21 protein-coding genes and 2 pseudogenes are annotated in these 20,242 nt (G+C 57.9%); 13 read left to right on the top strand and 10 right to left on the bottom strand.

Annotated elements, in window-relative coordinates:
• Window positions 1–60 precede the first annotated feature (60 nt).
• Both A6U86_RS24290 and A6U86_RS24285 read right to left on the bottom strand, forming a co-directional pair.
• A complete protein-coding gene (locus tag A6U86_RS24290) occupies window positions 61–672 on the bottom strand; it encodes a general stress protein (protein ID WP_068396333.1) in 612 nt (203 codons plus the stop codon).
• 46 nt (window positions 673–718) lie between these two features.
• Window positions 719–1,036 (bottom strand): PepSY domain-containing protein, encoded by a 318-nt coding sequence (locus A6U86_RS24285; protein ID WP_068396331.1) that lies wholly within the window; start codon window positions 1,034–1,036, stop codon window positions 719–721.
• A gap of 295 nt (window positions 1,037–1,331) precedes the next feature.
• Here A6U86_RS24285 and A6U86_RS24280 point away from each other — a divergent pair.
• A pseudogene (locus A6U86_RS24280) lies at window positions 1,332–1,544 on the top strand (hypothetical protein); the annotation flags it as partial.
• Between the two features lie 137 nt (window positions 1,545–1,681).
• Here the strand turns inward: A6U86_RS24280 and A6U86_RS24275 are convergent.
• The 3 genes and pseudogenes from A6U86_RS24275 to A6U86_RS24260 all read right to left on the bottom strand — a co-directional run.
• A complete protein-coding gene (locus A6U86_RS24275) occupies window positions 1,682–1,915 on the bottom strand; it encodes a DUF2171 domain-containing protein (RefSeq protein WP_068396323.1) in 234 nt (77 codons plus the stop codon).
• Window positions 1,916–2,015: 100 nt separating this feature from the next.
• The gene (locus A6U86_RS24270; protein WP_068396321.1) at window positions 2,016–3,245 is read right to left on the bottom strand and encodes an FAD-binding oxidoreductase; all 1,230 of its coding nucleotides are present in this window, start codon (window positions 3,243–3,245) and stop codon (window positions 2,016–2,018) included.
• Window positions 3,246–3,487: 242 nt separating this feature from the next.
• Window positions 3,488–3,709 (bottom strand): annotated as a pseudogene (locus A6U86_RS24260) (DUF2934 domain-containing protein); the annotation flags it as partial.
• A gap of 299 nt (window positions 3,710–4,008) precedes the next feature.
• On the opposite strand from A6U86_RS24260, the gene A6U86_RS24255 reads away from it, so the two are divergent.
• The 7 genes from A6U86_RS24255 (at window position 4,009) to A6U86_RS24225 (ending at window position 9,046) form a co-directional block, all read left to right on the top strand.
• A complete protein-coding gene (locus A6U86_RS24255; protein WP_068396316.1) occupies window positions 4,009–4,170 on the top strand; it encodes a DUF1328 domain-containing protein in 162 nt (53 codons plus the stop codon).
• Window positions 4,171–4,202: 32 nt separating this feature from the next.
• On the top strand, window positions 4,203–4,460 hold the full coding sequence (locus A6U86_RS24250) for a hypothetical protein (RefSeq protein ID WP_068396313.1): 258 nt from the start codon (window positions 4,203–4,205) through the stop codon (window positions 4,458–4,460).
• On the top strand, window positions 4,457–4,834 hold the full coding sequence (locus A6U86_RS24245) for a GFA family protein (protein ID WP_068396311.1): 378 nt from the start codon (window positions 4,457–4,459) through the stop codon (window positions 4,832–4,834). Before A6U86_RS24250 ends, A6U86_RS24245 begins: the two co-directional genes overlap by 4 nt.
• 161 nt (window positions 4,835–4,995) lie before the next feature.
• Window positions 4,996–5,529: a DUF4142 domain-containing protein gene (locus A6U86_RS24240; RefSeq protein ID WP_068396339.1), complete on the top strand. Its 534-nt coding sequence runs from the start codon at window positions 4,996–4,998 to the stop codon at window positions 5,527–5,529.
• 13 nt (window positions 5,530–5,542) lie between these two features.
• The gene (locus tag A6U86_RS24235) at window positions 5,543–6,400 is read left to right on the top strand and encodes an SDR family oxidoreductase (RefSeq protein WP_068396307.1); all 858 of its coding nucleotides are present in this window, start codon (window positions 5,543–5,545) and stop codon (window positions 6,398–6,400) included.
• A gap of 24 nt (window positions 6,401–6,424) precedes the next feature.
• A complete protein-coding gene (locus tag A6U86_RS24230) occupies window positions 6,425–6,862 on the top strand; it encodes a PPC domain-containing DNA-binding protein (protein ID WP_068396306.1) in 438 nt (145 codons plus the stop codon).
• 90 nt (window positions 6,863–6,952) lie between these two features.
• Entirely contained in the window at window positions 6,953–9,046 is a 2,094-nt protein-coding gene (locus A6U86_RS24225) for a catalase (RefSeq protein ID WP_068396338.1), read from the top strand.
• A gap of 458 nt (window positions 9,047–9,504) precedes the next feature.
• Here A6U86_RS24225 and A6U86_RS34885 read toward each other — a convergent pair whose 3' ends face one another.
• The gene (locus A6U86_RS34885; protein WP_141683799.1) at window positions 9,505–9,999 is read right to left on the bottom strand and encodes a sigma-70 family RNA polymerase sigma factor; all 495 of its coding nucleotides are present in this window, start codon (window positions 9,997–9,999) and stop codon (window positions 9,505–9,507) included.
• Window positions 10,000–10,393: 394 nt separating this feature from the next.
• Here A6U86_RS34885 and A6U86_RS24215 point away from each other — a divergent pair, with 394 nt between their 5' ends.
• Window positions 10,394–10,714 (top strand): hypothetical protein, encoded by a 321-nt coding sequence (locus tag A6U86_RS24215; protein WP_068396302.1) that lies wholly within the window; start codon window positions 10,394–10,396, stop codon window positions 10,712–10,714.
• A gap of 136 nt (window positions 10,715–10,850) precedes the next feature.
• A complete protein-coding gene (locus tag A6U86_RS24210) occupies window positions 10,851–11,060 on the top strand; it encodes a hypothetical protein (RefSeq protein ID WP_068396301.1) in 210 nt (69 codons plus the stop codon).
• 111 nt (window positions 11,061–11,171) lie between these two features.
• Here the strand turns inward: A6U86_RS24210 and A6U86_RS24205 are convergent, their stop codons facing one another.
• Window positions 11,172–12,956, bottom strand: a complete 1,785-nt coding sequence (locus tag A6U86_RS24205; protein WP_068396300.1) for a thiamine pyrophosphate-requiring protein — start codon at window positions 12,954–12,956, stop codon at window positions 11,172–11,174.
• A 194-nt stretch (window positions 12,957–13,150) separates the two neighbouring features.
• On the opposite strand from A6U86_RS24205, the gene A6U86_RS24200 reads away from it, so the two are divergent.
• Entirely contained in the window at window positions 13,151–13,438 is a 288-nt protein-coding gene (locus A6U86_RS24200; protein WP_068396299.1) for a DUF3175 domain-containing protein, read from the top strand.
• Window positions 13,439–13,480: 42 nt separating this feature from the next.
• Here A6U86_RS24200 and A6U86_RS24195 read toward each other — a convergent pair whose 3' ends face one another.
• Window positions 13,481–14,092 (bottom strand): flavodoxin family protein, encoded by a 612-nt coding sequence (locus A6U86_RS24195; RefSeq protein ID WP_068396295.1) that lies wholly within the window; start codon window positions 14,090–14,092, stop codon window positions 13,481–13,483.
• A gap of 174 nt (window positions 14,093–14,266) precedes the next feature.
• Here A6U86_RS24195 and A6U86_RS24190 point away from each other — a divergent pair, with 174 nt between their 5' ends.
• Window positions 14,267–15,154 carry a Ku protein gene (locus tag A6U86_RS24190; protein WP_068396337.1) on the top strand — a complete coding sequence of 296 codons (888 nt, stop codon included), beginning with the start codon at window positions 14,267–14,269 and terminating at the stop codon, window positions 15,152–15,154.
• Window positions 15,155–15,156: 2 nt separating this feature from the next.
• On the top strand, window positions 15,157–17,739 hold the full coding sequence (ligD, locus tag A6U86_RS24185) for a DNA ligase D (RefSeq protein WP_068396289.1): 2,583 nt from the start codon (window positions 15,157–15,159) through the stop codon (window positions 17,737–17,739).
• Between the two features lie 9 nt (window positions 17,740–17,748).
• Here ligD and A6U86_RS24180 read toward each other — a convergent pair whose 3' ends face one another.
• Together A6U86_RS24180 and A6U86_RS24175 are read right to left on the bottom strand one after the other, a co-directional pair.
• Window positions 17,749–18,555, bottom strand: coding sequence for a Ku protein (locus tag A6U86_RS24180; RefSeq protein WP_068396288.1), 807 nt, complete (start codon window positions 18,553–18,555; stop codon window positions 17,749–17,751).
• 79 nt (window positions 18,556–18,634) lie between these two features.
• Window positions 18,635–20,242: a DHA2 family efflux MFS transporter permease subunit gene (locus A6U86_RS24175; RefSeq protein ID WP_068396287.1), complete on the bottom strand. Its 1,608-nt coding sequence runs from the start codon at window positions 20,240–20,242 to the stop codon at window positions 18,635–18,637.

Here is a 20,242-nt window from a genome sequence, read left to right as displayed (position 1 = left end):
CAGCCCCGATATTCGGTGACGAGCGAAGGGGCAGTCCTCGCCGCTCATCACCAAAGTCCCTTAAGCGCGGGGATCTATCCGATCGCGCCCACGCTCTGCGGCAATCTGATCGGGCGTGTACGGATCAGCCGTCTCGTCGAAACGCGACCACCCCTCGGCACTGTATCGTGCCCGGCGGTCTTGGAGGTCAACGGATCGCGAGTCGCTAAGAATTGCCTGCGAGGCGACAATCTTGTCGTCCTCGACCTTGGCTATCACGACGGAGCCGCCGCGGCGGACACCTTCGGCATACATATTTGCGTCTTTCTCAGGAACGCCGGATGCGATCATCGCGCCGACGATCCCCCCCGCGGCTCCGCCGACAACCGCGCCGGCAACAGCACCTACGGCGGTCGCGGCTAGCCAGCCCGCAGCCACGACAGGTCCAACGCCGGGAATCGCGAGCATGCCGAGGCCTGCCAGAAGGCCACCTGCTCCGCCGGCAACGGCACCGATGCCCGCACCGGTTCCAGCGCCTTCGGCAGCATCATTGCCCTGGCCCTCGACCTTTTCCTTGCCGTCCTTGCGGGAGACGATGCTGATCTGGTCGGAAGGTATTCCTGCATCTTCCAGGGCTTTCACGGCAGCTCGCGCGTCGTCGTAGCTGTCATACAGTCCGCTAACGATTCTCATGAGTGTTTCCTCTTCGTTGTTATTATGGTCTGGTCGTTACAGGCGATTATTTCGCCATGACGACGTTGCCCTGGAAGTCCAGAGAGACATTTCCCTGCTTTCCATCCTTGCTGGCCATTGCCCGCCATACGCCCTGGTCGTCGAGCTTCAATCCGGACACGCTCTGGTATCCTGCGTCTTCCATCCGTGATTTTGCCTGAGCCTCGGTGAAGCTGTTCTTGCCAGCGACCGGTGCGCCGGGGTTGGTTTCACCGGAGGTGGACACGGCGGGCGTGGTCTGGGACGTCTTAGGCGTCTCGCTTTGCGCGAATGCCATCGGAGCTGTCAGACACAGGACAGCTAGGCCAAAAACCAATTTTTTCATGGGGTTCCTCGGAGTTCTGCATCCAGTTTCGGATACATGGATGAAACACCTCGCGGCCCTGATTGTTCCGCCGGCTCGAGACGGTTTCAGGTTTGTCGAGCAATAAGGTGTGAGCTCAAGGTGCGCTGTCCCATGAGAAATGGTCGAGATTTCCGGGCGCGAATTGAATCTCTGCGAACCGGTAATTCCGGGTGATCTCCAAACTCTGGGCTGCGCCGCTCTCAACGATAAGTCGTCCAGCCGCGGAACTTCCGACGACCGTGAGGATTAGTCTGGGCACCGGAGGAAAACACGAATGCCCAATCACTCACCCAAGTCGCCAGCCGCCGAATCCATGAAACAGGAAAAAGCGGAACAGCGCAAAAAGGCTGCCAAGGGCCATCTGGACAAAGGTCTGGAAGACACCTTTCCGGCATCCGATCCCGTGTCAGCGACCTCTCCCGGCATTCCATCGGGACGTACAGATACCGATGAAGCCGACCGGGTGAAAAACACTCCGGATCCGTCTGCAAAGCCCTAGCCACATGGGGAAGTGTTGATGGATGATGGAGGTGCCTGCCGTAGCGGCGCGTGGTCACGGGGGCCAAGTACTACGAGATCAAGCTGAAGAATGGGGCCGCTCGACAGCGGCCCCTTCGATATGCGTCAGTTGATGGAAGACCATTGGCTTCGAACATCGTCCGAATTCTTCGTCAGATGGACATGAGCGTCGACATGGTCGACCCAGTCGATCGGAATCAGATGATGGCGCTGGTCATCGGAATCGCTCTTGGTGAGCTTGATACGGCTCTCGCCGTCCATATGGTCAACCGTTCCGACATGGATGCCGTCTGCGGCGATCACTTCCATATGTTCAGCAATTTTGTCTGCGGAAATCATAGTAGCCTCCTCTTAGTTGGCTCTATTCGAACGTCCGCTACAACAGTTGGTTCCCATAATCCGCAGGAATGCATGCCAGCAACCACCGGCTACGAGACCATCAAGAAATGGGAAATAGATCCCAATCCGCATCATGATGTCCAAGGATCTCACCTGAGATCAGTTCGGCTGCAATTTGGCTGAACGTGATCCCGTTTCCCCCGAAACCCATTGTCACGAACACGTTCCTCATATTAGGGACGCTGCCAATCATAGGCAGGCCGTCGGGCGTTACGGCAAAGGCTGCCGACCATTCGAATTCCGGCTTGCCGATCGCGATGCCTGTGAGGTCTGCGAGCTTCTCGACAAGCATCTTCGTCTTTCGCTCGCGCTTCGCCTCGTTCTTATAGGCGCCCTCAACAGCTTCATCCTCACCGCCAAGTACGATCCTGCCGTCGCGTGTTGACCGAAAATAGAGATACGGGTCGGATCCTTCCCAGACGAGATACCGATCCAGCCATTCAGGCCGTTTAAGCTTGGGGCGGCTGGCAAGCGCCCAGGTGGAAATCACCTTCTGGCTCTTGTTGGCAAGCGCCTCCAGGAATTCATAGCCTGTGCAGAACACGACATGTCGTGCCGACAGCAGAGCTCCTTCCGAGGTCGAGAGTACGACTCCCTCGTCAAATGTCCGTATATCCTTGATTTCCACGCCCGAGACGATCTCAGTGCCGTGTATCAAAGCATTCCGGAGAATTCCTGCCGTTAGTTGCGCCGGGTTCGCGGAGGCAGAAATCGCGCTATCGATCGCCGCGGTGCGCGATATCTGGAACCGTTCTCGAAGCGATGCAACGCTTAGAAATTCAGCGCAAATGCCGGCTTCATTTCTCGCCTCGCACTCCGCTTTCAGCGCACGCGCGCCGTATTCCTCGCCGGCCAGAAACAGGCTTCTCTTTCTCTGGAACGAGCATTTGACATCGAGATCACGTACGATCTGGGCGAGCTGTTCCACCGCGCCGGCTGAACGCTGCCATACGCGTTGCGCTTTTCTGATCCCAATCGATTTCTGGAGTGCATGCAGCGGAACATCGATCTCGTGCTGGATCATTGCGGTACTTGCGAGGCTGCTCCCTTTCACAGGTGCCCGCCGATCCACGATAAGGATGCGCAAATCCTTCCCAACGAGAGAATGAGCCATGAGGGCTCCACTTATGCCCGCCCCCACGATGATCACATCGTACGATTTACGAATGATCGTCCGGCTCGTCCTGACGGATCCACCCCGGATAGCAGCCCATAATGGCTGCTCACGGCGCAGGGCATGTTGTTGCGTCAGTGGCGCAGAATTATCCAAAGAAATGACCTGTTGTTCGAAAGCCGATATCCATTTCCTGCTCGTGTGGCGCAAGCTGCGGCGCTTCCCCACGGCGCGGAAAGGCGCTTGTTTCAAAGGCGTAAAACCGCATCGGCGACCTGCGGCACATCGAAGGGAAAAACATCCTTTCGCCCGAGGTTTTTGACCTCGACTTTGCCAAATTCGCGACGGTCGCGTTCGCGATGGCGCCGGCGACCGGATTTTCAGACCGAGCGGGGTGGCGGCCGGCCAAAATCTCCGCTTTCGCCAGCGGCATGGAGCATGGCCTCATCATCGCGGTCGTCTTCATCAATCAAGTCCTGCAATGTCTCGTGCTCGTTGTCCTCCTCCAGTTCATCGGAGGCTTGCAGCCAATGCCGCATTGCCGCGCCGTCCGGGCGGCCTTCATCCTCCCAGATTTCGTAAGCGCGCCGGCGGATCTGCTCGTGTTTGTCGATCGCCATCATCCTTCCTCACCCAATCGGGTATTTTACTTAGGTATGCGGTTTCACTCCCACTCTTCCCGACCTGACAGAAACTCGGTTTTTGTTCGCTTTGTTCCGCGCATCATGGCCAATTGTGGAGCGGGCAATCCGCTCTACGGGATCACCCGTCAGCGCGAACATTGGCTGCTTCAGTCCGAATGAATCTTCGTCCTTGGATGCGTCCACGATTCCAAAGAGTTAATGGATGACTTGTGCGTGGCGAGGAACCAAGCATGATCTGGGTCGTTCTTCCATTGAAACAAACAATGGAGGCTTAGATGCTCTATTATGCGCTGGTATTTCTGGTCGTAGCTCTGATAGCCGGTGCGCTTGGGTTCGGTGGCATTGCAGGCGCGTCAGCCTCGATAGCTCAAATCCTGTTCTTCATTTTCCTCATACTGTTCGTCGTATCGCTCGTTATGCGTCTGGCAAGACGGTGAACGTCTGTGTGCGCTAAGTTCAGGAGAGCCGCATGGCTGTAGTTTATCATGTTGGAAGACACGACGGCGGGTACGGCTACCGCGTTGGAGACGTGTGGTCTGAGACCTTTCCGGATCATGATACCGCGCTTGCCGCGGCTAAGTCGGCAGCCGAACGCCAACATCTTGAAGGCCGCGATGCCGAGATTGCCTATCAGCTTCCCGATGGTGGCTGGCGTACGGAACATGTCGCAGGCGGGGACCGTCCCGATACAGATGTCATTGATGACGAAAACGGACGCGCACGATGAGCACGTTGACGGGGTCATGCCGATGTGGACAGGTGCGAATTGCGGTTCGAGGCCAACCCAAGCGGATCGGCATTTGCCATTGCACCGATTGCAGGCGGGAAAGCGGGTCAGCCTTCACGTCCTTTGCGGTCTGGCCTAGCGACCAGTTCGAACATAAAGGCGAAACGACCGAGTTTTCCGGACGCCAATTCTGCCCCAGGTGTGGATCGAGACTATTCTCGGCAAACGAAATCGAAGCTGAGATCAAGCTTGGGATTCTGACCGAGGCGCCGACGTCCCTCATCCCGACCTACGAACTTTGGATAAAGCGGCGCGAGTCTTGGCTCCTCCCCATCGACGGTGCGGAGCAATATGAGGAGGATAAGCCCAAATGACTATGAAATCGGAAGTAGCGGGCGCGGCGGCGGGTATCGCTACTAGCGGCTAGAGGCGGCGCGAAAACAAATCCAATGGCCGCACAGACGAATAGAATTGAGGGCGTGGGAACTCTTGGGGTGTTCGGTTGTTCGGAGAGCAGCCAACCCAGGAGCTTCCGATGAAACCTTTGACCCTTTTCGCCTTCGCCGCCTTGATCACCGCCCCCGCCTTCGCGCAATCCGCTGCAGAAAAGACCGGCGTTAATTCCATGATGGGTGCCGCACCGAAAACCACAGACTTCGTGCAGGAGGCCGCGACTAGCGATATGTTCGAAATCGCCTCCAGCAAGCTGGCGCTCGAACGCGGTAACGCCGCTACGAAGACGTTCGCGCAGCAGATGGTGACCGACCATCAGAAGACCACCAGCGAACTCAAGGGATTGGTCTCAAGCGGCAAGGTGAAGGCTAGACTTCCCACCGCCATGACGTCGAGCCAGCAGGGCATGCTCAAGACCCTGAGGGGCCAGCATGGAGCGGCCTTCGACAAACGCTACCAAGCTGATCAGGAAAAAGCCCACAAAGACGCCGTCGATCTCTTCAAGCGTTATGGCGATGGCGGTGACAATACCGACCTGAAGGCGTGGGCCGCAAGCACAGGCCCTGCCCTCCAACACCACCTGCAGATGGCGGAAGACCTCAATAAGCAAAATTGACGAGGAAAGAACCATGGCAGATTATCCTTCTCCACCCTTCCCGTCGCAACCACAGCCGATGCCGGGATTGACCTCCCAGATGGACCCGCGGCCCGACCACGGGGAGCAGAGCTATCGCGGCTCAGGCCGTCTGAAGGGCAAGCGGGCCATTATAACCGGCGGCGATAGCGGTATCGGACGTGCCGTGGCCATCGCCTTTGCTCGGGAAGGCGCCGATATCCTGATTGCCTACCTCGATGAACACGAGGATGCCGACGAGACAAGGCATCTAGTGGAGGCGGCGGCCCGCAAGGCGATCCTTGTCAGCGGCGATATCCAGGATCCAGCCCATTGCCGCAACCTCATCGATAAAGCCGTTCAGGAATTCGGTGGCGTCGATATTCTCGTCAACAATGCCGCACACCAGGCAAGTTTCAAGAGCATCGAAGATATCAGCGACGAGGAGTGGGAGCTGACATTCAAGGTCAACATCCACGCCATGTTCTATCTGACCAAGGCCGCCGTTCCCCACATGAAGCCCGGTAGCGCCATCATCAATACTGCCTCGATCAATTCCGATACTCCGAACCCGACCCTACTCGCTTATGCGACAACGAAGGGAGCGATCCAGAATTTCACCGCAGGTCTTGCTCAGCTTCTTGCGGAAAAAGGGATCCGCGCCAACGCCGTAGCCCCAGGGCCAATCTGGACGCCGCTCATTCCATCGACGATGCCGGAGGAAGCGGTAAAAAACTTTGGAAAGCAGGTGCCGATGAAACGGCCGGGACAACCAGCGGAACTGGCCACCGCCTATGTGATGCTGGCCGATCCTCTATCCAGTTATGTCTCCGGCGCCACAATTGCGGTCACCGGCGGCAAACCAATTCTTTGACGCCTATGATGCAAGGAATTTCTTATGAATTTCAAGAAAATCAACGAGGTAAATGGGCAGAAGACTTTTGTCGTCGTGCTCGATGCCAAGGAAGAAGCCTTCTCCACACTCACCGCATTCGCTGGAGAACAAGGATTGACCGCGGCCTCGATCACCGCCATCGGCGCTTTCGAAAGTGCCACCGTCGGGTGGTTCGATTTTGCGGATCGCAGTTACCGCAAGATTCCGGTTACCGAGCAATGCGAGGTATTGAGCCTGCTCGGCGATGTCGCGATGGGCGATGACGGCAATGCGAGCCTGCATCTCCATGCAGTTCTTGGTTTGAAGGACGGCTCAACCCGTGGAGGTCATTTTCTCGACGGGATCGTTCATCCGACTTTGGAGGCAACCATTGTCGAAGCCCCGGTCCATCTTCGTCGCCGCCATCAAAAGCATCTCGGCATTGCCCTGATCGAGATCTGAATCCCATTGCGCGGGCATGAGCCTTTTTCCGTCTGGAACAAAGTCGACCGAAAAAGGTTCGGTCCGTGATTCCGGCAAATGGAGAGCATCATGGCGACCGACGAGAAGTTCGAGACTGCACGTGGCAAAGGTGGCGAAACCCATCAACATGTTCCCGTGAACGGTCCCCACAAAGGGGCCGATCATCTGACAACCAACCAAGGGATTCGGGTCTCGGATAATCAGAACAGCCTGAAATCGGGCGGGCGCGGGCCGACGCTGCTGGAGGATTTCGTCCTGCGCGAGAAAATCTTCCATTTCGACCACGAACGAATTCCCGAGCGAATCGTTCATGCGAGAGGGTCTGCCGCACACGGCTTCTTCGAGCTGTACGAGTCGCTTTCCGACATCACCAGTGCCGATCTGTTTCAGCGCAAGGGCGAGAAGACGCCGGTCTTTGTTCGCTTCTCAACGGTGGCGGGCGGCGCAGGGTCGGTGGACACGCCCCGCGACGTGCGTGGTTTCGCTGTCAAGCTCTATACCAAGCAAGGCAATTGGGACCTCGTCGGCAACAACATCCCGGTCTTCTTCATTCAGGACGCAATCAAGTTTCCGGACCTCATTCACGCAGTCAAGATGGAAGCCGACCGAGCCTATCCGCAGGCCGGAAGCGCCCACGATACCTTCTGGGACTGGGCGTCCCTGATGCCTGAAGCAACCCATATGCTCATGTGGGCAATGTCGGATCGCGCCATTCCTCGCTCGCTGCGCATGATGCAGGGATTCGGCATCCACACCTTCCGTCTCGTCAATGACGCCGGCAAATCCACCTTCGTTAAATTCCATTGGCGGCCGAAGCTCGGCATGCAGTCGTTGGTCTGGGACGAAGCCCTGAAACTGCAGGCCGCCGACAACGACTATCATCGCCGAGACCTCTTCGAGGCGATCGCAGCCGGCAATTTCCCGGAATGGGAACTTGGCCTGCAGCTCTTCGACGACAAGTTTGCCGAGAGCCTTCCCTATGATGTTCTTGATTCCACCAAGCTCATTCCCGAGGAAATTCTGCCGCTCAGGATGGTCGGGCGGATGGTCCTCGATCGAAATCCGGACAACTTCTTCGCCGAGACCGAGCAGGTCGCCTTCTGTCCCGCCAACATCGTACCGGGCATAGACTTCACCAACGATCCCCTGCTGCAGGGACGTCTCTTCAGCTATCTCGACACACAGAAATCACGCCTCGGCACAGCGAATTTTCATCAACTGCCGATCAACGCGCCGAAGTGTCCGGTGATGAACTTCCAGCGCGACGGCCAGATGCAGATGAATGTGCTCAAGGGTCGCGCCAACTACGAACCCAACAGCCTTGCGGCAAGCGGTGAGCCAGACGGTCCGCGCGAATGTCCCGCCACCGGCTTCCAGAGCTTTGCCCATCAGGCAGAAAAACGAGAGCAAGGTGACAAGCTGCGGACACGTGGCGAACTCTTCGCTGACCACTACAGTCAGGCCCGCCTGTTCTGGAAGTCGCAAACACCGTCCGAACAGGCGCACATCGCGTCTGCCTTCGTATTCGAATTGTCGAAAGTGCAGCTCTCGCAGGTGCCGCCGCGCATGATAGGCAACCTGATGAATGTCGATGCCGATCTGGCGAAGCGCATAGCAGCCGGGTTGGGCATCGCCGTGTCAAGCAAGAATCCACCCGCTCGAAAACCGATCGATCTCGATCCCTCGCCTGCGCTCTCGATCCACAAGAACATGATGGAAACGCTGCAGGGACGCATGGTCGGCCTTCTGGTTGCTGAAGGGAGTGGCGCCAAGGCCATCTCCGATTTGATTGGCGCTCTGACCAAAGCCGGCGCCACGCCTTTCATCGTCGCCCCAAAAGTGGGAGCAACGAAGCTCTCTGACGGAAATACCATCAGGGCGGACGGACAATTGCTCGGTTCGCCATCTCAGCTTTTCGATGCCGTCGCCGTCATACTCTCGAAGGAAGGGGTAGCCGCACTCGCCAAGGAGGCGGCGGCAATCCAATGGGTGACGGATGCATTTGGGCATCTAAAGGCGATCGGACACAACGCTCCGGCAAAGGCGCTTCTTGACAAGGCAGGCATCCAGGCCGACGCCGGTGTCGTAGATCTCGGCTCGTTCATGAGTGCCGCAGCCAGACGCTATTGGGATCGCGAGCCCGGAATCCGGACCCTCGCCTAATGACGGCGCTATCGCGTCATGCGCCAAGGCGCCTGGCGACTAGCAGATTGGCAAGGCGCTACCTCATGCCATTTTCGCAAAGGATGGCACCTGGCAATCGTGGAAAGGCTTTTTTGGAGACACGCAACTCCCGCTGTGTTCTCCTAAAGCTTAAACGAGCCAATTTCGTTGCAGATCATCACCCGTCTTGAGCGACCGTGCGGGGCTTGCTTGGCAAGTGCCTTTCACATTGCGCAATCTAATGCGATCCCGTCGGGCGGATATCGGGATCGGTTATGCGTATCGAGGCGAACCAACTCGCCTTCGCATTTTATCCGACGCCGTATGCATCCGCGGAGAACCCGTGAAGAATTGCGGCGGCGATCAAGCAGATCGCTAGATCTCTCTTTTGCGGAGGAAACAAGGACTGTTAAAGGCCCTTCTTCCGAAATCGCCGCTCGGCAGCGGCTTCTGGTTATTCAATGAAGGTCTTCTCCCAGATGCGCGGCCAGTCGCTGCCGCGCTCTGTTGATCCGGCTTTTAACTGTGCCAACCGCACAGCCGAACCTTTCCGCAGCCGCATCATACGTACGCCCCTCTATGACGACATATTCAAGCGCCACCCGATAGGGTTCCGGCAGAAGGTCGTAAGCTGCTTCGAGTTCTTTTGCCCGAAGCGACCACTCCTGCGATGGTAATGCTACCCCATCGCCAGAAACGCATTTCTTGCTACCGGGAGCCTCGCGCTTGGCAATACGAAATTTCGAACAGAACGTATTGCGCATAATCGTGAAAAGCCACGATTTAAGCCGTGTGCCGCGATCAAATTGATTGAGATGAGCTAATGCTCTGGCGAGGGTTTCCTGAACCAGATCCTCAGCATCAATGCTGTTTCGGTGAAACCTCCGAGCAAATGCACGAAGTGCCGGAATGAGTTCCACTATTTCGTTCTGCAAGCCGTCTGATGGGGACATTTCAATCACAGCTTTACTCCTGGGCGGGACACGGCCAAGCAGCCCTCAATCGAGCGCACATCTGCCGTTGCGCCGGATGGTAGCCTGCGGTTTGGTTTTGAATGGAGCCGACTTCTTGCGTGGCAAGACAAATTTTGATGCTTTGGATCGGCGTGGGACGTTCCTTGCATCTCCTGGAAAACGGTGCGTCTCCTTGGTTGTTCCATCCAGATTTAGAAAATCCGAAAATATCACGCCGAGACAATCTGCGTGCGATCGGCACTCATGTCCCGATGGCCGCGCTCACCCGTCACTCCCGATCACCTCGAGACCGTCAACAACAAAAATCAGAAGATTTGGAAACAATTTCACGGTCAGCAAGTTTGGAGGCGGCAACAAAGAAGAGGAAGTTACTATGTTGACGAAGATGATCGCAGTGTGTGCCCTTTCCATCGGCATGGCTACCGCCGCCATGGCACAGCAGTCTGGCGCCTCAGGTGGAACCAACACCGGCGGCTCGGGCAGCGGCAATGGAGCGGGCACCGGAACTGAGAGTGGCGGTACGTCGAACGGCAATGGCGCTGCCAATGGCAATGACACGTCCGGCAGCCACGCCAATTCCAACGGCCAATCCCAGGACTGCAACGCGATGAAGACCGGCAAGAACACCGGACAGGATAACGGTGCTCAAAACACTCAGACGAACGACAAGGCATCGACCGCCAAGTGCCAATGACGCCAACCTGTGGGAGGGCCTAGACGGCCCTCCGCTTGTCGTGACTGCCACCTTAAAAATCTGTGCTGCAACCTTCTCAAGCCGTCGCACACAATGTGGACCGCCGCGGCGCTAATCCTATTCGAGGAGCAAAGTGATGAACAACAGCGCTCAAGACCTTGCCAACGAGTATCTTCGATTGGGCGGACGCAGGCTTCTGGTCATGGATGACAATATTCTGTCGACCAAGAGCTGGGAAACTGATCCGCCGGAAGCCGAGATCTTCTGGAACCAGGAAATCGAGGGCCTCGCTCTAAGGCGGCGTAACGAAGTTATGTCGTTCCTGCCCTCAATCAATGTCACCTAGGTCGCGTCGAACGCAAACACTCAAATCCATCCTTCGACAAGGACTGGAGATTGTCGTTCAGCAATTAAAAGCATCCACGGATCCTTGAGATCGGTGGATGCTTCTGTCTGCCTATCGCCGAGGAAGGATCGCACTGAGCACCTGTCGCAAGGTACCCTTCACGACGCCGCTTTCCTCGGGGTCGCCCTTCAGCAACGCCGCAGTGAGATTACGCATCTGCTCGAAAGTCAGATGCGGTGGTAGCGGTGGAACTTCCGGATCGGTCTTGACTTCGAGAACGACAGGCATTCCCGCGGCAAGCACCTCCTGCCAGGCCGGGGCGAGATCCTCGGGGCGATCGACAAACATGCCTTTCAGCCCAATGAGCTCGGCAAAGCGATGATAAGGGACGTCCGGTATGCGCTGGGAAGCATCGAATTTTGGATCACCCTCCATGACACGCTGTTCCCAGGTCACCTGATTGAGGTCTTCGTTGTTGAACACGCAAATGACGAAACGGGGATCCGACCAGTTTCGCCAATATTTGGTGACGGTAATCAACTCGGCCATATTGTTCATCTGCATGGCGCCGTCGCCAACCAGGCCGACAACTGGGCGGTTCGGACACGCCACCTTGGCAGCGATTGCATAGGGAACGGCCGCCCCCATGGAGGCTAGGCCGCCGGAGAGAGACGCCATCATGCCGTGCCGCATGCGCAGGTCGCGGGCATACCAGTTGGCACAGGAGCCGGAATCGCTGGTGACGATCGCACCGTCCGGCAGCTTCTTCGATAGCTCCCATACGACACGCTGCGGATTGACGGGATTGGCGGCCACATGCGCCCGCGCTTCAAGGGTCTTCCACCAGTCGCCGACATTGGTTGCGATTTGCCTGCGCCAGGAGAGGTCCGACTTTGGCCTGAGGAGCGGTAGCAACGCCTGCAAGGTTTCGCGCGCGTCTCCAACCAGATTGACTTCCATCGGATAACGCAGGGAAAGCATATCCGGACGGATGTCGATCTGCACGCCGCGGGCGTCGCCCTCTTCGGGCAGAAACTCCGAATATGGAAAGCCCGAGCCGATCATCAACAGAGTATCGCAATCCCGCATGAGATCCCAGGAAGGCTTAGTGCCAAGCAGTCCTATGGAGCCCGTGACCCAGGAGAGTTCGTCGGGCAATACCGCCTTGCCAAGCAGTGCCTTGGCCGCCCCTGCGCCAAGGCGATCCGCAACTGCGATGACCTCCTCCGTGGCCCCGAGTGCACCTGCGCCCACAAGCATCGCAACCCTTTTGCCCGCATTCAGCACTTCGGCGGCGCGCATCAGATCGATCTCCTGCGGCACGGTCCTAGCCGCGACATAGCCGATGCCCGACATGACCGAGCCGTGTTTGCGCGGTGGTGTCTCGTAGGGCATTTCCTGGAGATCGTTGGGCAGGATCACTGCAGTGACGGTCTTGTTTGCAAGCGCGATGCGGGCAGCACGATCGATCAGATGGCGCACTTGCGCGGGCACGGCGGCCTGATGCACGAAATCGCCGGCGACGTCCTTGAACAGGGAAGCGAGGTCCACCTCCTGCTGATAGTGGCCGCCAATCGAACGGCGCGCCTGCTGCCCGACCAGTGCCAGCACCGGCTGATGATCCAGCCGAGCATCGTAAAGGCCGGTGATGAGGTGGGTTGCACCGGGGCCGGAGGTGGCGATGCAGACGCCCAGCTCGCCGGAGAATTTCGCATAGGCGGACGCCATGAACGCCGCCATTTCCTCGTGACGGGCCTGGATGAACTCGATCTTTCCATTGGCGCGATTAAGCGCGCCGAAGACGCCGTTGATACCGTCCCCCGGATAGCCGAAGATGCGCCGCACACCCCAATCGTAAAGGCGTTGCACTATAAAATCGCCAACCGTTTTTGCCATGATCCGTCTCCGCTTATTACACGTCGCTTCTCGCTGAAACCACGGCGATCCAACATGCGAACGCGGGTTATGTTCCCGCCGCTCACGCTTCGGCGAATCGGACAGTAAGAGCGTAGTAATCGACCCTCGAAGAGCGGGTGGGGAACATATGGCAGGGATATTTGTTCGATCCATCGTTACGCAGGAGATGGACGATGCCGAAGAAAAAATCGAAGAAATGGTCGCAGAAGGTCACCGACAACAGCGATGCGCTGGACCTTGAACAAGACGTCTTCAAACAGCGCAGTGCAAAGAAAATAGCCGATTCCCTCAAGCATTCCGCCGAAGAGAGCCATCGCCGCAAAGCGAGCCCCTTTCAGTCCGCCATGTCCATGCTGAATTTCTACATCAACCGGGCCGGCGCCCAGCTTTCGAAATCGAGGCGCGTGACGCTTGAAAAGGCCAAGGACGAGCTCAGAAAGGACTTCGGCCGCAAACCCTAGGCGACGCGACCGCTGCCCTCTTCGCTCCAATCCGGTTGGTCCCTATGCTTTGCCGGGATAAGGATCCCGTTCGAGCAATTTCGAAAGATGGACGGTGTTGCGTGCCAGCATATCGATCGCGCCGCTGACTTCCTCGGGCACCTTCTCCAGATCAACGAAGTTCGTGCTCCCCATGGCTTGTCCTACCCAATAGGCCACTGCATTGGCGGGGACCGTGAAGCCGACGTCGTTCAGGGCCTGATAGATTTCTGCCGAGACGTGATGAGCGCCGTCTTCGTTACCGACAACGGCGATGACCGCGACGCGACCATAGGATGGCATGCGCCCCTGTTCGTCCGTTTCAGACAGGAAGGCGTCCATCCGCTCCAACGCTCTCTTTGCGATACTGGACGGTTGTCCCATCCAGATTGGCGTACCGAAGACGAGTATGTCGGCTTTGAGTATCTTCCGGCGGATATCCGGCCATTCGTCGGTCGGACCTTCATCGGACTTGACGCCCGGAAGAATGTTGTAATCGGCAAGACGGATCGTCGTAGTCGCCACATTCTCTTTGGTCATTGCCTCGGCAATCAAGGAAAGCATGCGGTCGGTAGACGATGGTTCCCCACCGCTCCTCTTCAAAGTTGCGTTTAGCGCTATGGCGGTCAAGGTCATGATCGGCCTCCTCGGTTGGATCGGGCACCTAACCGCGGAAGATGATTATCGTTCCCTCGATCGAAACGGATGGAGATCACGCCGCAGGATACAGTCGATCAGCAGTCCTATGTCCTCAGGAACAATGCGGGCCGCATCTCGTTTGATTCCAAATGTTCGATCTGGAGCCAGCAAATGAGTCCGCGTGCGCAATGGAAGGGATATCTGAAATTCGGAGAGGTGAACTGTGCCGTCGCCCTTTATACGGCGGTATCGACCTCGGAGCGAATTTCCTTCCATACGCTTAACCGGGAAACGGGCAATCGCGTGAGGCGAGAATTCGTCGACAGCGACACCGGAAGGCCGGTGCCGCGCGAGGATCAGGTCAAAGGCTATGAACTCAACAAGGGTGATTACATCGCGCTCGAACCCGAGGAGATCACCGCTTCCATTCCGGAAAGCGACAAGGTCCTGCATGTAAAGGCTTTTCTGGCGTGCACCGATATCGATGACGTCTATTTCGACCGGCCCTACTATCTGGCTCCCTCCGACAAGGTCAGCGAGGAGGCCTTCACGCTGATCCGCGAAGGCATGCGCAAGACGAAGGTAGCTGCGATTGCACAGGCCGTGCTGTTTCGGCGTTTGCGAACACTGATGATCCGCGCTCATGGAAAGGGGCTGATCGCCACCACACTGAACTTCGACTACGAGGTTCGCTCGGCCGGCGAGGCATTCGAAGACGTTCCCGACCTCCAGATCAAGGGCGAGATGCTCGACCTGGCCAAGCACATCATCAGCACGAAGAAAGGCACCTTCGATGCCAGCCAGTTCGACGATCGCTACGAGGCCGCACTGACCGAGCTCGTCAAGGCCAAGATCGAAGGCAAGGCGATCCCGAAACGTAAGCCTGAAAAGACCGCCAAGGTCACCGATCTGATGGACGCTCTGCGCCAGAGTGCCGCGACGGCTGGCAAAACCAAAGCAGGCGCGCAACGCCCCGCCAAGAAATCGATTTCGACCTCCGACAGGGCACGGGCATCGCGATCAGCCCCCTCGTCGCGGCCACAACGCAAGGCGAGTTGACCATGGTATTGGAAACCTATCTCCGCAAGCGTGACTTCACCAAGACATCAGAACCAAAGGGCCGAGCCAATGGGAGAAAAGCCGCGAGGTCAGGCAACAGTTTCGTCATCCAGAAGCATGATGCGCGCCGCCTCCATTATGATTTCCGCCTTGAACTCGATGGCGTGCTGAAGAGTTGGGCCGTAACTAGAGGGCCGAGCCTAGTGAGCGGCGAAAAGCGGCTCGCCGTACATGTCGAAGACCATCCCCTCGAATACGGCGACTTCGAGGGCACGATCCCGAAGGGCGAATACGGCGGCGGCACGGTCCTCGTCTGGGATAAAGGTTCGTGGACACCGCATGGCGACCCGCATAAGGGGCTCGCCAAGGGTCATCTCGAATTCGAGCTCCACGGTAAAAAGCTCGGCGGGCGCTGGCATCTGATCCGCATGGCCGGAAAGCCGCGCGAGAAACGCGAAAACTGGTTGCTGATCAAGGGAGATGACGATGCTGCGCGCCCGGAGGGAGCGCCCGACATCCTCGAAGAACGGCCGGAATCAGCAAAGACCGGACGTGATATCGACGAGGTCGAAGACGAGAAACCAGGCTGGTCCTCCAAGACAGGCAGGCTCGATCGACGAAAGAACACCACGAAAGCTGCCGCCAATAAGACCGGCAAGTCAGCGGTTAAATCCGCGACGGAGCTGAAGCCAGCATCTCTTGATCCGTCCGCGCTGAAAGGCGCGAAGAAAGCTTCCCTGCCTGCATTCGTCGAGCCTGCGCTAGCAACCCTGGTATCCAAACCGCCTTCGGGCTCGCGCTGGCTTCACGAAATCAAGTTCGACGGCTACCGGCTTGAGGTCCGCATCGAGGCCGGGCGCATCCGGCTGCTGACGCGCAGCGGCCTCGACTGGACGCAAAAATTCGGCAAGGACATCCTCGCGGCTTTCAAGGATTTGCCTGTCGGCACGGCCATCATCGATGGCGAACTGGTCGTCGAGCCGGCGGCCGGCGCTTCGGATTTTTCCGCGCTTCAAGCCGATCTCAGCGAAGGACGCAGCGATCGCTTCGTCTTCTACGCCTTCGATCTATTATACCTCGACGGTTATGGGCTTGAGGCGTGCCCCTTGATTGCCCGCAAGCAATTGCTGCAGAAGATCATTCCCTCTGAGACCGGCATTCTTCGCTTCAGCAGTCATTTTGACGAAAATGGCGATCTGCTGCTGAGCCATGCCTGCCGGCTCAGCCTGGAAGGGATCGTCTCCAAGATCGCCAACGATCCCTATCGCTCCGGCCGCGGCAAGACATGGGTCAAATCGAAATGCTCGTCGCGACAGGAGTTCGTCATCGGCGGCTGGGTGCCTTCGACGACATCGAGAAAGGCAATCGGCTCGCTGGTTCTCGGCATCTATGAAGACGGCAAGCTGGATCATGTCGGCCGGGTCGGCACGGGCTATACCCATACGGTCGCAGAGCAGCTTTTCAAACGGCTCGGCCGACTGAAGGCGGAGGAAAGTCCATTTGCGACCAGGCTGACGGCTGAGGAAGGCCGCGGTGTCCACTTCGTGCGACCTGACCTGGTTGCGGAAGCCGAGTTCAGGGCCTGGACCGCTGACGGGCATCTGCGCCATGCCTCCTTCCGCGGTCTGCGCGAGGACAAGAAACCGCTGGAAATCATTCGGGAAACACCGAAATCGTCGGCGAAGACTTCAAATGAAAAGGCTCCGCGAAGCAATGTTGCCTTGACCCATGGCGATCGTCTTTATTGGCCGGATGAAGGTGTAACCAAGACGGGCCTTGCGGATTACTACACTCAAGTTTGGCGCTATATGGGACCTTTCGTCGTCGGGCGGCCGCTTGCGCTCGTACGTTGCCCCAATGGCATCGACGGACAGCACTTCTTCCAGAAACACGCCTGGAAGGGCATGAACCGAAATATCGCCTTGGCGATCGATCCGCGGAATGAAGACCCCTATGTGCGCATCGATGATCTCAATGGTCTGATCGGCCTCGTCCAGGCGGCGGTCCTCGAAATCCATCCCTGGGGATCGATGGTCGGCAACTGGGAAAAGCCCGATATGATCATCATGGATCTCGATCCGGGCCCGGACGTCGCGTGGGGCGACGTCATCGCGGCTGCGGAAGAAACTGGCGAGCGATTGAAACAGGCGGGGCTCATTCCCTTCGTCAAGACGTCGGGCGGCAAGGGGTTGCACATCGTCTGCCCGCTGGTCGCCAAAGCTGAATGGCCTGCCGTAAAAGCCTTCACCAAGGGCATCGCTGACGCCATGGCAGCAGATAGCCCGGACCGATACGTTTCGACCATCACGAAATCGAAACGACACGGCCGGATCCTGATCGATTATCTTAGAAACCAGCGTGGCTCGACGGCCGTGGCACCCTATTCGACCCGCGCGCGTCCGGGTGCAGCCGTCTCCATGCCTCTGTCCTGGGAGGAATTGAGCCCCGCTATCGGACCGGATTACTTCACGGTCCTCAATGCGCCCGCCCGGCTCGCCGCGCTTCAGACCGACCCATGGCGCGACTTCAGATCGGCCGCCGAACCCCTGCACCCGTCAGACGCCAAACGCAAACGCGGCGGGTAGCGGCGCCGACTATCGTTTCCTGGCGTCTTTTTCCTGCGAAAGGCTCTTTCGAAGCGCATCCATGATGCTGACGACATTGGTTGGCGCCGCCTCTTCTTCTGTCTTCACCTTGGCCGGTCTCTTGCGGCCTTTCTTCTTCGAAGCGATGATATCGAGAAGCTTCTGCTGGACGGGATCGGAAACCATTCCAGGCTCCCATGGCCTTTTCCGTTCCTCTATCAACGTTTCCATAAGCTTCATCAGCTTGGAGTCGACAGTCGTTGCTTCGATGTCACCGAAGTAATCCTTCTCATCACGAACCTCATCGCCGAAACGCAGGGTCCAAAGCACGATGCCCTTATCGCGCGGCTCCAACAAGACCGCACGTTCGCGCCGATACATGACGAGCCGGGAAATGCCGACCATCTCGCTTGCCGCCATGGCGTCGCGGATGACGCAGTAGGCCTCCTCCCCGACAGTATCGTTGGGCGTCAGATAGTGCGGCGTATCGAACCAGATCCATTCGACAGTGTCGCGCGGCACGAACATCTCGATGTCGATCGTCCGTGTGCTCTCCAGGGCGACTGCGTCGAGTTCATCGTCTTCGAGCATGACGTAGTCATTTTCGCCGCGCTCGTATCCCTTGACCTCATCGTCTTCCTCTACCGCTCGCCCGGTGACTGAATCCAAATATTGGCTAACCACGCGATTGCCCGTCTTTCTGTTCAGAGTATGAAAGCGAACCTTGTCGTTGTCGCTGGTCGCCGGCGCCATCGAAACCGGGCAGGTCACGAGCGAGAGCTTGAGATAGCCTTTCCAGAACGAACGTGGGGCCATGAGATTTCCTCCTGCACCGTGGTTGAACGGGCAGCGCCCATCCTTGGTTCCCCGATGACGTTGCACTCAGTTTTATGGCTCAATGCATTCCGCCGCCGCCGCCCTCCTTCAGGTCGACATTGCTGAGGATCAGGGCGAGCGGGATGGCGCAGAGCACGATCAGCATCAACACATGGAAAACATCGATATAGGCGAGAAAGCTCGCTTGGGTCTGCACCTGTTGACCGATCCAAGCCATCGCTTGTGCTTGTGCATCCGCAACGGTCGCCCCTCTTTCGGCAAAATAGCGCGACATGGTCTGCAGCGTCTCGTGATAGGCTGGCGAAGAGGGTGTGACGTGCTCGACAAGCCGGCTTTGATGCCATTGCTGGCGGTGCGCCAAGACATTCGTAGCGATACATACGCCGACCGAGCCACCAATATTGCGGGCGGCATTGATCATGGCCGAAGCCTGGTTGGTCTGATCCGGCCGGAGACCGTAGTAGGAGGCAGTAGTGATCGGTATGAAGATCAACGGCAGGCCAAGTCCGATATAAAAACGGGACCAGACGAAGAAACCGAAGTTGAGGCCAGAATAAAGGGAAGTCAGCTGCCACATGGACACCGCGATGATCGCCGCGCCAACGGCGATCATATATTTCGGTTGGATCATCGAACTGAGGCGTCCAGCGACGAACATCATCGCCATTGTGACGAGGCCGCCGGGCGACAGCGCGAGGCCCGCCCAGGTGGCGGTATATCCGTAATTCTCCTGCACCACCTGCGGGATGAACTGCGTGGTGGCGATCAGGATCGCACCGGTTGCCATCATGACGATGAAGCAGGCGCCGAACTGCCGCGTGCCCAACAGCCACCCGTCGATAATCGGATTGGCCTTGGTCAAGACCCAGGGAATGGCCAGAAGGAATGCCAGAACGCATATCGCCGTTGTCGAAATGATGAAGCCGGACCCGAACCAATCCTCCGTCTGCCCGCGATCAAGCGTGAGCTCGAGCGAGCCGAGGAAGGCGGCAACCAGCAGGAAGCCGACAAGATCGAAACGGACACCGCTCTTAAAGAATTCCTGGCGCTTCTTTTCTATCTCCGGCGTCTCCTTCAACAGGATATAGACGAGCGCGAAGGCGAAAATGCCGACGGGGCCGTTGATGAGGAAACACCAGTGCCAGGAAAAATTGTCTGAGAGATAACCACCAAGCGTCGGCCCCACTACCGGCGCGACGACGACGGCCACACCGAAGAGCGCGAAGGCCTGGCCGCGCTTTGCCGGCGGAAAGGCATCGGCGAGGATCGCCTGCGAGGTGGGGATCATACCGCCGCCGGCGAACCCCTGGATCACCCGGAAAATCAACAATGTCTGCAGGTTCCAGGAAAGGCCGCACAGAACCGAGGCGATGGTGAATGTGGCCAGACATAAGAGGTAGAACCGCCGCCGCCCGAACCGTTCGGACAGATAGCTGCTGGCGACAAGCACGATGGCGTTGGACACCAGATAGGTCGTCACCACCCACGACGCCTCGTCGGAGCTGACGGCGAGACCACCTGAGATATAGCGAAGCGCGACATTGGCAATCGTGGTGTCGAGTACCTCCATGAAGGTGGCCAGCGACACCACGATGGCGATCAGCCAGGGGTTTGTGGCGCGCGCGGATGATGCGGCGGCTCCGTCTGCTGTGCTTGAACCGCTCAC

Origin of the sequence: Rhizobium sp. AC27/96, from assembly GCF_001692325.1 — a bacterium.
Classification (GTDB): domain Bacteria; phylum Pseudomonadota; class Alphaproteobacteria; order Rhizobiales; family Rhizobiaceae; genus Rhizobium.
The sequence above is the reverse complement of the archived record's forward strand: the minus strand, read 5'-3'. Positions and strand labels throughout refer to the sequence as shown.